The organism is Clostridium sp. (genome assembly GCF_036569345.1).
Taxonomy (GTDB): Bacteria; Bacillota; Clostridia; order Clostridiales; family Clostridiaceae; genus Clostridium_AD.
In genome coordinates this window covers 1-13,211 of record NZ_DATCQT010000035.1, presented here as the reverse complement: position 1 = coordinate 13,211, position 13,211 = coordinate 1, and the positions used below count along the sequence as shown (strand labels likewise).

At 32.0% G+C, this 13,211-nt stretch carries 12 protein-coding genes; 11 read left to right on the top strand and 1 reads right to left on the bottom strand.

Annotation, left to right across the window (positions count from 1 at the left end):
• Both VIM70_RS03100 and yaaA read left to right on the top strand, forming a co-directional pair.
• A partial coding sequence (locus VIM70_RS03100) for an MFS transporter (protein WP_331944029.1) occupies positions 1 to 604 on the top strand: 604 nt, incomplete at its 5' end.
• Between the two features lie 99 nt (positions 605 to 703).
• A complete protein-coding gene (yaaA, locus tag VIM70_RS03095; protein WP_331944027.1) occupies positions 704 to 1,468 on the top strand; it encodes a peroxide stress protein YaaA in 765 nt (254 codons plus the stop codon).
• A 132-nt stretch (positions 1,469 to 1,600) separates the two neighbouring features.
• On the opposite strand, the gene VIM70_RS03090 is transcribed toward yaaA, so the two are convergent.
• Positions 1,601 to 2,953 carry an APC family permease gene (locus VIM70_RS03090; RefSeq protein WP_331944025.1) on the bottom strand — a complete coding sequence of 451 codons (1,353 nt, stop codon included), beginning with the start codon at positions 2,951 to 2,953 and terminating at the stop codon, positions 1,601 to 1,603.
• Between the two features lie 231 nt (positions 2,954 to 3,184).
• On the opposite strand from VIM70_RS03090, the gene pepF reads away from it, so the two are divergent.
• The 9 genes from pepF (at position 3,185) to VIM70_RS03045 (ending at position 12,799) form a co-directional block, all read left to right on the top strand.
• The gene (pepF, locus tag VIM70_RS03085; RefSeq protein WP_331944023.1) at positions 3,185 to 5,008 is read left to right on the top strand and encodes an oligoendopeptidase F; all 1,824 of its coding nucleotides are present in this window, start codon (positions 3,185 to 3,187) and stop codon (positions 5,006 to 5,008) included.
• A gap of 259 nt (positions 5,009 to 5,267) precedes the next feature.
• The gene (locus VIM70_RS03080; RefSeq protein WP_331944021.1) at positions 5,268 to 5,825 is read left to right on the top strand and encodes a hypothetical protein; all 558 of its coding nucleotides are present in this window, start codon (positions 5,268 to 5,270) and stop codon (positions 5,823 to 5,825) included.
• Between the two features lie 153 nt (positions 5,826 to 5,978).
• A complete protein-coding gene (locus tag VIM70_RS03075) occupies positions 5,979 to 6,260 on the top strand; it encodes a hypothetical protein (protein WP_331944019.1) in 282 nt (93 codons plus the stop codon).
• A gap of 529 nt (positions 6,261 to 6,789) precedes the next feature.
• Positions 6,790 to 8,934, top strand: coding sequence for a methyl-accepting chemotaxis protein (locus tag VIM70_RS03070; RefSeq protein WP_331944017.1), 2,145 nt, complete (start codon positions 6,790 to 6,792; stop codon positions 8,932 to 8,934).
• A gap of 256 nt (positions 8,935 to 9,190) precedes the next feature.
• Positions 9,191 to 10,120 (top strand): DUF2935 domain-containing protein, encoded by a 930-nt coding sequence (locus VIM70_RS03065; protein ID WP_331944015.1) that lies wholly within the window; start codon positions 9,191 to 9,193, stop codon positions 10,118 to 10,120.
• Between the two features lie 120 nt (positions 10,121 to 10,240).
• Positions 10,241 to 10,801, top strand: coding sequence for a hypothetical protein (locus tag VIM70_RS03060; RefSeq protein ID WP_331944013.1), 561 nt, complete (start codon positions 10,241 to 10,243; stop codon positions 10,799 to 10,801).
• A 51-nt stretch (positions 10,802 to 10,852) separates the two neighbouring features.
• On the top strand, positions 10,853 to 11,038 hold the full coding sequence (locus tag VIM70_RS03055; protein WP_331944011.1) for a hypothetical protein: 186 nt from the start codon (positions 10,853 to 10,855) through the stop codon (positions 11,036 to 11,038).
• Positions 11,039 to 11,165: 127 nt separating this feature from the next.
• Complete coding sequence (locus VIM70_RS03050) at positions 11,166 to 12,227, top strand: zinc-binding dehydrogenase (protein WP_331944009.1); 1,062 nt, start codon at positions 11,166 to 11,168, stop codon at positions 12,225 to 12,227.
• Positions 12,228 to 12,370: 143 nt separating this feature from the next.
• Entirely contained in the window at positions 12,371 to 12,799 is a 429-nt protein-coding gene (locus VIM70_RS03045) for a universal stress protein (protein ID WP_331944007.1), read from the top strand.
• The last annotated feature ends 412 nt before the right edge of the window (positions 12,800 to 13,211 follow it).

Here is a 13,211-nt window from a genome sequence, read left to right as displayed (position 1 = left end):
ATACCTTCAAAACATTAGAGGGTATACACCTATGCAAGCGGGAATGTTGATGCTGCCTGCCGCAATAGTTACAGGAATTATGATGCCTATAAGTGGAAGGTTATTTGATAAGTTTGGAGCTAAATGGTTAACAATTATAGGCCTTTCTATATTAACTATTTCTTCTTATTTTTTAAGTAGGCTTACATTGGAAACATCATATAACACTGTAATGATGATTATGATGGTACGCGGTATTGGAATGGGGCTTGCGATAATGCCTACACAAACTGCAGGAATGAATGCTATTCCTAGAGAACTTACAGGAAGGGGAACAGCACTAAACAGTACCGTTAAACAGGTTTCAGGTTCTTTTGGAATCGCTATATTAACTACAATTTTAGGTCATAGGGAAGCTTTTCATGCGGTAAGGGATTCTGGAATTAAGCAAGTAGCTGTAGCTGCTATAAATGATACATTATTAGTTGCAACTCTAGTATGTTTTGTAGGAATAGTTGTTGCATTCTTTATAAAAAATAAAACTGTAGGTGTTCTAGAACAGAAAAAGAGCAAAATAGAAAGGTATGAACAAGCATTAGTTGAAGAGATTCTTAGTGAAATATAAAAATAAAAGAAATATATAAAATGGTAAAAGGGATTTCTAAATTAAACAGGGGATCCCTTAAAATACATTATGATATAATTATGCCGAGGTGAGTTACTAATGATTACAATATTATCGCCAGCAAAAACTTTGAAAATGGAAAGGGCGCTTAATACTAATTTATATACAAAGCCTATGTTTATTAACGAGGCTAGTTCCTTAATTAAAGAACTTATAAAATACTCTCCACCAGAAATGGAAGGATTAATGAAAGTAAATAGTAAACTTGCGGAGCAGAATTTCATGAGGCATATTATGTGGGAAAAAGAGCATGATTTATCAAATGGTAAGCAGGCTTTATTAGCATTTGATGGTGCTGTATATCAAGGAATAAGTGCAGAAAATTTAAGTCAGCAGCAGTTATCTTTTGCTGATGAACATCTAAGAATATTTTCAGGTTTATATGGCATATTGAGACCGCTTGATCTAATCCAACCTTATAGGTTAGAGATGGGAACTAAGATGAAAAATAGGAGAGGCAATAATTTATATAGCTTTTGGAATCGTAAGCTGACTACTTATCTCAAAAGAGAAATACAAATGCAAAACGATAATATACTAATAGATTTAGCATCAAAGGAATATTCTACAGTGATAGATATTAGTAAACTCAATGTAGAAGTTATAACACCAGTATTTAAGGAGTATAGAAATGGAGTATACAAAGGAATAACTGTTTACACAAAGCGTGCAAGAGGACTTATGAGCCGCTTTATTATTGAAAATAATATTATTTCGCCAAATGAACTTAAGGAGTTTAATGAAGAGGGATATAGTTATAATGAATATCTATCTTCGATGGTAGAATTGGTATTTACCAGATGAAAAAAGTAAAAGCCATTTCTGAAAGGAAATGGCTTTTACTTATTGTTAATATGATATATCAATAGCCATGCATAGAGGCTTGTCTTCATTAATAATATCTTTTAATTATATCTTTTAATTATATAATAGCTCCTAATCAATAATTACTTTTTTTGAAAACAAAGAACCAATAGCCATTATAATTGCAAAGACAATTAGATATGCAACAACTGCAATTTTATGAGAAAAACAAGCAGCAATTATCATAAATACGCATCCTGCTAATGAAATAGTAGGCATTATGAATCTTTTAAATGAGCTTAAATCCTTTTCTTTTTTCATTATCATAATAAAAATAGGAATATATAATGCATAAATAGTAACTATAGGTAATTCTGATGAATCAAAACAAAAGAATCCGAACCAAGGTTTTGTTAAGTTAGCACCATAGAAATATAATAACCATATAGCACAAAGAAGTAGTCCTAGTATAGATGAATTTGTTGGCATATTAGTCTCACTATCTATTTGTTTGAATATTTTTGGTTTTGGTCCAAAGCCCCTTGCTGCTAATGAATAAATACCACGAGTACATCCGAGCATTAATCCGTTTAGTGTTCCGAGACAAGAAATAATAACAAATACAAATATTAGAGTACCACCTGCAGAGGAGAATATTTTTTGAAATGCCAATTTAGCTCCAGCTTCTCCGCCTTTCATCATAACTTCGTTTGTTACAGCTCCAGCTAGTCCTATGTAGTAAAGAATATAAACAATCATAATTATAAAAGTGCCTCCAACGAGAGCAAGTGGAAGATTTTTCTTAGCATCTTTTAATTCAGCATTGATACTTGTAGCAATAATCCAACCTTCATATGCAAAAGCGGTTGCAACAACTGCTGTAAATAATGCATTCGCAGTATTTACCTTTTTTACTACTGTTGTAAAATTAGTCATAGTCATACCACTATGGATACCTACGATTGTCCCAATTATAGCCATTAAAACCAGTGGAATGAGTTTTATAATAGTTGTACTAACTTGAAATTTACCAGATAAAATTGGTGATAATGCGTTTAGTGCATAACTACCTATCAAATATAGACAGGCAATAGTCATACTCTCTCCACCTGTAATTGGGAATCCCAATAATACGCAAGTATATCTAGCTGAAACCCATGCTAGTACTGATGTTAATGTTGGATAGTAAATTAGTGCCATAAACCAGCCAACATAATATCCATATTTCTCACCCATAGCAGCTTCTGCATAATCTACTATACCATTTACCTTCTCGTATTTAGTTGCCATTACAGCAAAAGTATAGGCACAAGAAATCATAATAATACCGCCAATAACCCAAGCCAAAATACCTAGTGAAAGATTTCCCCCAGTTGCAGTTAATACTTTTTCTGCCTTAAAGAAAACGCCACTACCTATAACGATACCAACAACCATCGCTATAGCAGTAACAAGCCCGAATTTTTTTTCTAATTCTGTTTTCATAATTAAACAATTCCTTTCTGATTTATAATTTTAGCAAATTTGTTATATCATTACACTTTACAACTTTATTAGGATAAAATCAATACTTTTTGTTAGAGATTCACGAAAGAAACTTTGTATGGGCATCTTTAAAGGAATTCATAAGTCTGATATAGAATATATATGTAATACATTTTATGTATATTAATGTGTTTGGAAACAGCATCTAACTAAATAAGGAGGATTTATAGTATGAAAACAGCCTTAATAGAAAGAAAGGATGTAGACAAGTCACTTACTTGGGATTTATCTTCATTATACCTAACAGAGAAACAGTATGATTTAGCTATAAAAGGTTTAGAAGAGCTTACGATAGAAATAGAAAAAAACTATAAAGAAAAATTGAACAACGCTAGTTATATAAATGACTGTTTGGATAAAATGAGAATTATAATGGAAAGTGAAGACCTTATTTCAACTTATGCAAGTCTTAAGGTTTCTACGGATCAATCTAATGTAGAAAATCAAGCTAGATATATGAAGTCTATAAACATATTAGCGAATATTGAAAGTAGACTAAGTTTTGTAGCAAGCGAAATTAATGAAGTGGATGAAAAAATAATAGATGAAGCAATTGAGAAATCAAAAGAAAATAGCCATTATTTAAGTGAGATAAAAAGATTAAAAAAATATTCATTACACCCGGAAGTAGAGAAGGTATTATCCGCTTTATCTGGAACACTAGATTCTGCTTATTCCACATATGAAACAACTAAATTAAGTGATATGGATTTTGAAAATTTCAGTGTGGATGGCACTGAATATCCTCTTAGTTATGTACTTTTTGAAGATGGATGGGAGTATGAGACTGATACTAAAATTAGAAGAGCAGCTTTTAAAGCATTTTCTTCAAAACTCGGAGAATATAAAAATACAGTAGCAGCACTTTATCAAACTCATGTTCAAAAGGAAAAAACATTAGCGACGCTTAGAGGTTTTAATTCTGTTATAGATAGTTTGTTATTTCCTCAACAGGTTGAGAGGGAATTATATGATAGACAAATAGATATAATCATGGAAAAGTTAGCACCGCATATGAGAAAATATGCAAAATTGCTCCAAAAAATTCATAAAATTGACGAAATGACCTTTGCAGATTTAAAGCTTGAAGTTGACCCAACTTATGAGCCAATCATATCTGTGGATGAATCGAAAAAATATGTGGAGGGAGCATTATCAGTATTAGGTGAAGATTATGTGGAAATGGTAAAGAAAGCTTATGATGAAAAATGGATCGACTTCGCTGTAAACAAAGGGAAATCAACAGGTGGATTTTGTGCTACTCCTTATGGTAGTCATCCATACATTTTACTATCTTGGTCTGAAAAAATGAAGGAAGTATTTGTTCTTGCTCATGAATTAGGCCATGCAGGTCATTTTACGTTAATTAACAAAAACCAAAATATTTTTAATGCGCAGCCGTCATTATATTTTGTAGAAGCACCATCTACTATGAATGAAATGCTTATGTCAAATTATCTTATGAAAACAAATGATGAACCTAGATTTAAGAGATGGGTATTATCTTCTATGATTAGCCGAACTTACTACCATAATTTTGTAACTCATTTATTAGAGGCTGCTTATCAAAGAGAAGTTTATAGAGTAATAGATGCAGGTGGAAGTGTGCAAGCCGCTAATCTTAATGAAATAAAAAAGGGTATTCTAGAAAAATTCTGGGGAGATTCTGTGAGAATCGTTGATGGTGCAGAACTTACATGGATGAGACAGCCACATTATTATATGGGACTTTATCCATATACATATAGTGCTGGACTTACCATAGCTACGCAGGTGAGTAACAGAATTTTAAAAGAAGGTAAGCCTGCTGTAGATGACTGGAGAAAAGTATTAAAAGCAGGAGGAACTAAAACACCGGTAGAACTTGCTAAAATGGCAGGAGTAGATATAACAACAGAAAAACCACTATTAGATACTATAGAGCATATAGGAAATATAATTGATGAAATAGTAAAACTTACAGAAGAAATGGAGCTTAAAGAGATGAATTTGTAGATTCACATGATGTATTAAAGGCAATAAACTGTTACAAGTGTATTTGATATAGCTTAGAGAAATAGAGTTAGTGGATATTTATTTATCTGCTGGCTTTTTTTATGTTATTGTAGAGGTCAAATTGTAAGATTTATATCTTGGAACTTTTACTTTATTATACAAATTTTGAAGGGAAATCGAGGAAATTTGTCGAACTATGTTAATAAGATTAAAATAAAATATTAGATAATGCAACATAATTTATTACATACAATAAGTAGTGTTATGTCTTAAAGGCATTTTAGTAAATGCATTATTCGTAGGTGTTGTATTTGCATTTATGCTAGTTCCAAAGCTTAATGAAGAGACACTAAACGGCTGGGTAGGGGTAGCACTTAAGGACGCAGCCATAATACTTGTAATAACTGCATCAGGTGGAGCTCTTGGTAATGTTATAAAGGAAATAAAAATTGGAGATTATTTAGGCCAAAGCTTACAGTCCTTAAATATAGGGATTTTTGTTCCATTTATAATAGCTGCTGCTTTAAAGACAGCACAAGGGTCTTCAACTGTAGCAATGGTTACCACATCAGCTTTATTATTCCCAATCTTGCCTGCTTTAGGTTTCACAACTGAGATCGCAAAGGTTCTTGTAGTTATGGCAATAGGTGCTGGTGCAATGACGGTGTCCCATGTTAATGATAGCTATTTCAGGGTTGTGTCACAATTTGGAGGAATGGATGTAAAGACTGCATACAAAACTCAAACAGTTGCCACGCTGCTTCAAGGTATAGTCACAATATTAACAACATTTATACTTACATTGTTTCTTATATAAAATTACAAGAAGATATCTTTTATTGATATATGGTAGAGTTTGTAACCTAGGTTCTGTAACTGAAGGTACAAAAACAAGAATAAAAAATGAGGGAATAGCATATAAAAATTATAATAAGAGAATAAACAGCTACATTAGAAGGAGGGGTTATTAATGATGCAAAAAAGTATAACAGATTATGAAGGAAACAAGGTAGAAGGAATGTGGGATGAAAAATTTTATAAAAACTCTGGAGGCAATAAGACAAAGGGGTTTAGAGTAACTTTGGATAAAAAATCATATAATATTAGTGAGGAAGTAGTAATCAATGAGATGGCATCAATTATTTATAATCAAATGGATTTATTTGATGTTAATGCCCAAAAACTAGTATTAAAATTAATTTCAGAGAAAATAGAAGGTAATGAAGAATACCCAGATAGGTATGAATTTTAATAGGTACTTAGAACTCAAACACCATAGAAACTTAGATTTTAGGTTTCTATGGTGTTTAAGTTATTTTTTGCACACATGAATATCTTTATACCAACCCCGGACGTTAAACTTAACCCAATAGTTATTGATAAAATAAATTGATGATCAGAGGGAAAATATGGAATAACGGAGGAGTTTTAATTGGGTAATTTACATGAGCTTTTATATAAGCACTAACATAATTGTTGGTGTTATTTTTTTTGGTTTATTTATGGTTATTAAGTAATATAGCTATAAAATAATTAGGATTAACTAAGCCATTTTGTGTATGGAGATATTAATAAAAGCATATAGCATATTGTAAAATTGTCATTTTTTTAATACGAACATAATTGAGGCTAATACTAAAGTGTTGTTTTTATTGGTGTTACAAAAGGAAATTATATATTATAGAGGGTATTTGGTTTATTTGTAGAATAATGGAATTATAGCAATCGAAATTACATATTGTTATCATGTTTGTAAAAGTTCAGAAGGGGGTATAAAATTCATGGGGAATAACAAAAAGAATTTTAAGTTACATGAGAGTTTAAACTTTAAGATGGCATCAATGATAGCCGTGACTGTGGCTGTGACTTTAATTTGTTTAATAGCCGTTACTATGTTTAGTCTAAATAGCACATTTAAAAAATCAGCATCTGGGTTAGCCAGCGAAGTAGATAAATTACAGACTCAGAGTATACAAAGACAAGTAGAAGCGACAAGCGGTGCAATAAGAAATAGATTTTTAGTGTATGAGCGCGTAATGCAAAGTTTAGTCATAGAGCCAGATACAGCTACAGCTGCAACAGTTACTGTACCATCTGCTACAAGTACTGATACTACAGTACTTTGGTTAAAAAAATCATTAGAGAATGCCGCAACAAGAGTAGATGGTATAAAGTATGCTTACTTAGGAACACCCGATGGTAAAATGACACTTTATTCAAGTAGTAACAATAAAAATACACTACCTAAAGGTTATGATCCTAGAAATGAGCAATGGTACAAAGATGCGGTAAATAATAAAGGTAAAATAGCTTGGTCGGATGCCTATATTGGGACTGGTAGTAATGAGACCTCTATATCTGTAACTAAAACTTTAGTAGATAGTAAAGGTAAGTTACTGGGGGTTATTGGTATAGATGTAGATGCTGAGGCTATACGTAGTAGTATACGGGATGTAAAAATAGGTGAAAAGGGTTATGTGTTTACAACAGATAATAATGGTATTATATTAGACCATCCTATAGATTACAATAAAAAGGCTGGGGATAAGTTAGATTTAATAGGTAAAGTAGTTCCTATTCCGGAAATAAAAGACTTTATAGTAGGTGACAAAGTGTTAACAAAAGCAATCAAGTACACTTACAATAATGAGCCTAAATTAGCAGTTGTAGTTAAAATTCCAGACATTAAAATAGCTCTAGTTGGAACAATAAACATGTCAGAAATGAACACTATAGTTGTAACAACGGGGACAATTCTCGATAGTAATGCCAAATCATTAAATTTCAAAATAATTCTATTAGGAGTATTGTTATTATTAATAATGAGTTTCTTAGCTGGTCTTGTAGCTATTAAAATGTTTAAACCAATACTTGATTTAACAACAGAAGCGGAACGTATAGCTGAAGGCGATTTATCTAGTAATATAACTGTACAAAGTACTGGTGAATTAAATTCATTAGCAAAGTCTATACATGAAATACAGGCAAGTTTAAGGAAAGTAGTTACGGGTATAAAAGATATAAGCTATTCAATAAATGATGAAACGGCAACTCTATCCTCAACATCTGAAGAATTGTCAGCATCTATGGAACAGGTTTCTGGTTCAATCGAGGAAGTTGCAAAAGGTTCAAGTAAGCAATCAGAGGGTTTAATAGATGTAAATGCTTCCTTAGTGTCTTTTGAGGTAACATTGAAAACATCTGTTGACTTAATTGACTCGGCTAATACATCTTCGGAACAGATAAGTAACAAGGCTGTGAAGAGTAATACTGAACTTGAAGCTTTAGCTGTTTCTTTAGAAGCTATAAACAAGTCTTTTGGTACTATGAAGGTTAAAGTGAATCACTTAGGTAAAAGTGTTGCGGCAGCCAGTAAAATAAATAGTATGATAGATGGGATAGCTGATCAAACTAATCTATTGGCTCTAAATGCGAGTATAGAAGCAGCAAGAGCAGGAGAGCAGGGCAGGGGTTTTGCGGTTGTAGCTGAGGAAGTTAGAAAGTTATCAGAGCAAAGCAAGGTATCGGCAGGTAAAATAACTAGATTATTGGGTGTTATAAATGGAGAATCTTTAGAGTTAGTAGGTTTAACATCTACAGTTACTAATGACTTCAACACTGAAATTAATAGTATACAGGAGGCAATAAATTCTTTTAAGGATATAATAAGTAATGTTGAGCTTTTAGTACCGAATATAAATGATGCAGCTAAGAGTGTAACAGCTGTAAGTAGCGAATCAGCAGAGGTAATTAAAAAACTAGGCGCTATAGGTTTAGTTGCCGAAGATAATTCAGTCTCAGCTGAAGAAATAGCATCAGCAAGTTCGGAACTTACAATTGCTGCTGATACTGTAACATCTAGTGCGCAAAATATAGTAGATGCATCAAGTAAGTTGGTAGAGGAGATAAACAAGTTTAAACTATAGTATAAAGAGTCACTCAAGGGGGTAGAAAATGTACCCTATAGGGTAGAGTTTTAGAAAGGAACTATGCAACACTTAAAAGATAATGATCTATACCCAAAAATGTAGACAAATAAAAGAAATGTACCGGAAGAGTGATAGAATTATTTATCACTCTTTAATTTATCATTATTATTTTAATACATATAATAAAAAGTAACCTTTTATTATACACATTAATATAATGATAACGAATAAAAATTTTTAAGGAGATTTAACCATGATATCTAGTACTGAATTTATACGACAATCCCTTGAGCTACATCTTTTTTTTGCAAGAATCATGAAGGAACACTCATTCTTTTTAGCAATAGGTTTTACACAAAAGGACTCAAATTATATACAGCAGGCGAATAACTTCAGAATGGAGTTTGACAGACTTTTAGGAGACGCTATATCACTTTCCAATGGTGTTGTAAGTTCAAGCGTATTACAGTCTGGTGAAGTAATAACACCTTATACATTAAAAGCTGAGATGGCTTCAGCATATTTCACGGGGGTAAATATACCAACTAATTTAACAAAAGCGGAAGCGGGATTAATGGGAAATGATGCATTAATGATAGGCAATCCTATGCTTGCGCAAAGAGTATTTATGCTTAATAATAGAGCAATGGAATTAATTAATGGGTTAGCGCAATTTAAGACTATGGTTTTATCCAATGTTTTATCTTGTAGGATATTTACAAATAACTACCCTTTACTTTTAGATCACATATTAAGAGAAGCAAAATTTTATCTTCAGTTAGTTCAAAGGCTTCAAAACCGTGAGGAAATTAATTTGGAGAGGGATATGTATGAGCAAGAATCATTCTGGAATAGAATTATGGCTGAGCATTCGAAATTCATTCGTGGACTTCTTGATCCAACTGAAAATGAACTTATAAATATGGCAAATAACTTTGGAATTGAGTTTGATAATTTGACAAAAGAGTCTAAACAAGCGATGGATAAAGTAATTCCAATTTCAAAAGTAACGCAGGACAGCCTTAAAGCAACTATAGAAATAGCTAAATTTAAATCACAAGGTACACAAGGATTGGTAGAGTGTAAAATTAAGTCCATAATAATACCTTTATTGGCTGACCATACATTACGAGAAGCAAATCATTATTTACGTTTATTAAAAATATTTACAAAAGTTGTGTGAAATACTAAATAATTAAGAAGGGTATTTTCTAGAAGATGTAGAATTATACATTATATAAGAATATGCAAAATTCAGCAATATCTTTATTTTGTATTGTCTATAATAGAGGAGGAAGTTCAAATGGGTCTTTTTGACAATTTAAAAGCTGCAACTAAAGCAACAACTGAATCTTTAAGTAAAGCTGCCAATGCTGCTGTAAGCACCGTTGTCACTGCTTCAAGGGAAAATGCTAAACTGAACAATATTAAAACTGAAATCATATCAATTGATGGGGAACTAGATGCTGCATATAAGCAAATAGGTGAGAAATATGTTGAATATGTTTTAAAAACAAACGAGATGCCTGGAATTGATGTAAGTGATATTCTTAAATTTATGGAACCTAAACTTGAAAAGAAAGATGAACTTAAAAAAGAGTTGATCGAGATTGAAAAGAGATTAAAAGATCAAGTAATACTCCAAGAAAAGTCTCAATTAGAAGAGCAATTTAAACTACAAAAGGAATCACTTGATAAGGCATTAGCAATGAATATTATGTCAGAGCAAGAATATGATGAGAAACTCATGAAGTTTAGAAAGAAAATAGATAACTTTGAAGCTATAAGAAATACAAGGAAACAATACGAGCTTAGAATAATTTCTTACGATGAACTTCAAAGTAAAATACAAGATTTAACTTAAGTATCTAACTTATTTCTTTAAAACAACCATTATTGGATTTCATATCCAATAATGGTTGTTTTAGTTTTAATCTTTGGGTTCTTGTCTATACTTGGCGATAAATGGAATGAACCAGTAAATCAGGTAATTGAAATTGCAACTCAAATAGTTGCTGTAATAGCTACAGCAAGTAGTACAGTAGCTATAGCAGGAGCATTTGCATCAACTTATAATGTTTCGCATTATATATTAGATTGAAAAGATCATAGGCAAGAGTAAGTTCAACTTATTATTGTATTTTTAGACAAAATATGTTAAAATAGAACTACACAGTTTACAGAATATATTGAATTTTTTGAAAATAAAAAAATAGGGGGATGTTGAAATGAAAGGTTATGCTGTAATAGAAAGTGGTAAACATGGTTGGATTGAAAAGGACAAGCCTGTGGCTGGTCCAATGGACGCTGTTCTACGGCCCATCGCAGTCGCAATTTGTTCTTCAGACACCCACGCAATGCATGGTGGCGCAGGTGGATTAAAAAATGTAATACTTGGGCATGAATCAGTAGCAGAAGTTGTGGAAGTAGGCAATATGATTAAGAATTTTAAGCCAGGAGACATTGTGGTTGTTCCATGTTGCACTCCAAACTGGGAAAAAACTGCACTTCAACAGAAAAACGCCAATAATGCTCATGATGAAGGTCTAATGACCAGTTTCAAATTTCTTTTATCAAAAGACGGTGTATTTGCAGAATTTTTCTCTGTGAACAATGCTGATGCAAATTTGGTGTTATTGCCCGAAGGTGTGTCAGTTGATGCAGCGCTTATGGCTACAGATATGATGTCAACAGGTTTTTATGGCGTTGAAATGGCTGATGTTCATTTCGGTGATACAGTAGTAGTGTTTGGTATCGGTCCGGTTGGATTGATGGCCGTAGCTGGTGCTAAACTGAGAGGTGCAGGTCGTATCATAGCAATTGGTACTAGACCTAATTGCGTTGCACTTGCCAAAGAGTATGGAGCTACTGATATCGTAAGTTATAAAGGTGGAGATGTTGTAGAACAGATCTTGGCTTTGGAAGGCGGCAAGGTAGATTGTGTTATTATTGCTGGTGGAAATGCAACTTCAATGAATCAGGCACTGCAGATTGTCAAGAACAATGGTAATGTCGCAAATGTAAATTTCTATGATGGCAGTGATACATTCAACATACCAACATATCAATGGGGTTTAGGTATGTCTGATATAACAATCCGCGGTGGATTTTGCCCTGGGGGTGCACTCAGAATGGAGAAAATGCTTAATTTAATTAAAAACGGGCGAATTGCTCCTGAGAAGTTATTGAATTATAAGTTTGAAGGCTTTGACAAAATCAAAGATGCCTTCATATTAATGGATGAAAAGCCAAAAGATTTAATTAAGCCTGCTGTTTATATTAAATGGTAGTTTAATCTTAATTTAAAACGAACACCTTGGAGTGTGGATAATAGGTTTCTTAAATATAAACCCTATTTGATATGAGTAATTTCACACATTTATTTATTTACATGTTATGATGTATATATAAGTAATATAAGGAGGCGTTGTATATGAAAAAATTAAAAATCTTAGTTCCATTAGATGGTACGGAAAGAAGTTTGCATTCTATTAATTGGTTAAAAGATTTCTTTAATAAGGATGATATTTCCATTACATTAATGAATGTAGTAGAAACAATTTTAACTAACAAGATGATAGTTTCGACGCCAGATTCAAATCCATATGAATTTGACTATTTAGCTGAGGAAAGTAAATTGGTATTAAATACAGCGATAAAGGAACTGGAAGGTTATGACGTTGAAAAGTATTCAATTATGGGATATGCTGCAGATGAAATATTAAAAAAGGCTGAAAAAGATAGTCATGATATAATAATAATGACAAAGTGTAATAAAAAAGGTTTATATAGAATAATTGGTTCTGTAACGAGTAAGGTTGTTAGAAATGCTAAAGTATCAGTAATAGTTATTCCTAATTAGTTTTTGATGTTAACAGAATACAGTGTAAATTCAATAAAGGTAATAACTATTTACACAAAAGTAGATATGGTTACAATGAATATCTATCTTCCGATGTAGAATATGTATTCATAAGATAAAGGTATGTAGTTAGATAATATTAGGTAAAAGCATTTCATTAAAATTTAATGGAATGCTTTTTTTAATTGTGATCCCAGCATTAACGTTAATGTATGAAATTTTAAACGCATATGATAATGAAATTGCTTATGTTATTATAAATTGGTATAATCTATAAATGAGCGAAAATGATTCCACCAATTTCCATATATCAAAAAAAGAAAAACATCTATGCATTCTCCTGTTATAATTAAGTCACTACACAAAACATAACTAAGGAGAAAACATAAATGTTTAACAACTCAATTGTAAC

What these genes read in the sequence shown, in the direction of transcription:
- VIM70_RS03075 (WP_331944019.1), top strand. Translation starts at nt 5,979, where the DNA reads ATGATGCAAAAAAGTATAACAGATTATGAAGGAAACAAGGTAGAAGGA.
- yaaA (WP_331944027.1), top strand. Translation starts at nt 704, where the DNA reads ATGATTACAATATTATCGCCAGCAAAAACTTTGAAAATGGAAAGGGCG.
- VIM70_RS03055 (WP_331944011.1), top strand. Translation starts at nt 10,853, where the DNA reads ATGGTTGTTTTAGTTTTAATCTTTGGGTTCTTGTCTATACTTGGCGAT.
- pepF (WP_331944023.1), top strand. Translation starts at nt 3,185, where the DNA reads ATGAAAACAGCCTTAATAGAAAGAAAGGATGTAGACAAGTCACTTACT.
- VIM70_RS03050 (WP_331944009.1), top strand. Translation starts at nt 11,166, where the DNA reads ATGAAAGGTTATGCTGTAATAGAAAGTGGTAAACATGGTTGGATTGAA.
- VIM70_RS03070 (WP_331944017.1), top strand. Translation starts at nt 6,790, where the DNA reads ATGGGGAATAACAAAAAGAATTTTAAGTTACATGAGAGTTTAAACTTT.
- VIM70_RS03065 (WP_331944015.1), top strand. Translation starts at nt 9,191, where the DNA reads ATGATATCTAGTACTGAATTTATACGACAATCCCTTGAGCTACATCTT.
- VIM70_RS03090 (WP_331944025.1), bottom strand. Translation starts at nt 2,953, where the DNA reads ATGAAAACAGAATTAGAAAAAAAATTCGGGCTTGTTACTGCTATAGCG.
- VIM70_RS03060 (WP_331944013.1), top strand. Translation starts at nt 10,241, where the DNA reads ATGGGTCTTTTTGACAATTTAAAAGCTGCAACTAAAGCAACAACTGAA.
- VIM70_RS03045 (WP_331944007.1), top strand. Translation starts at nt 12,371, where the DNA reads ATGAAAAAATTAAAAATCTTAGTTCCATTAGATGGTACGGAAAGAAGT.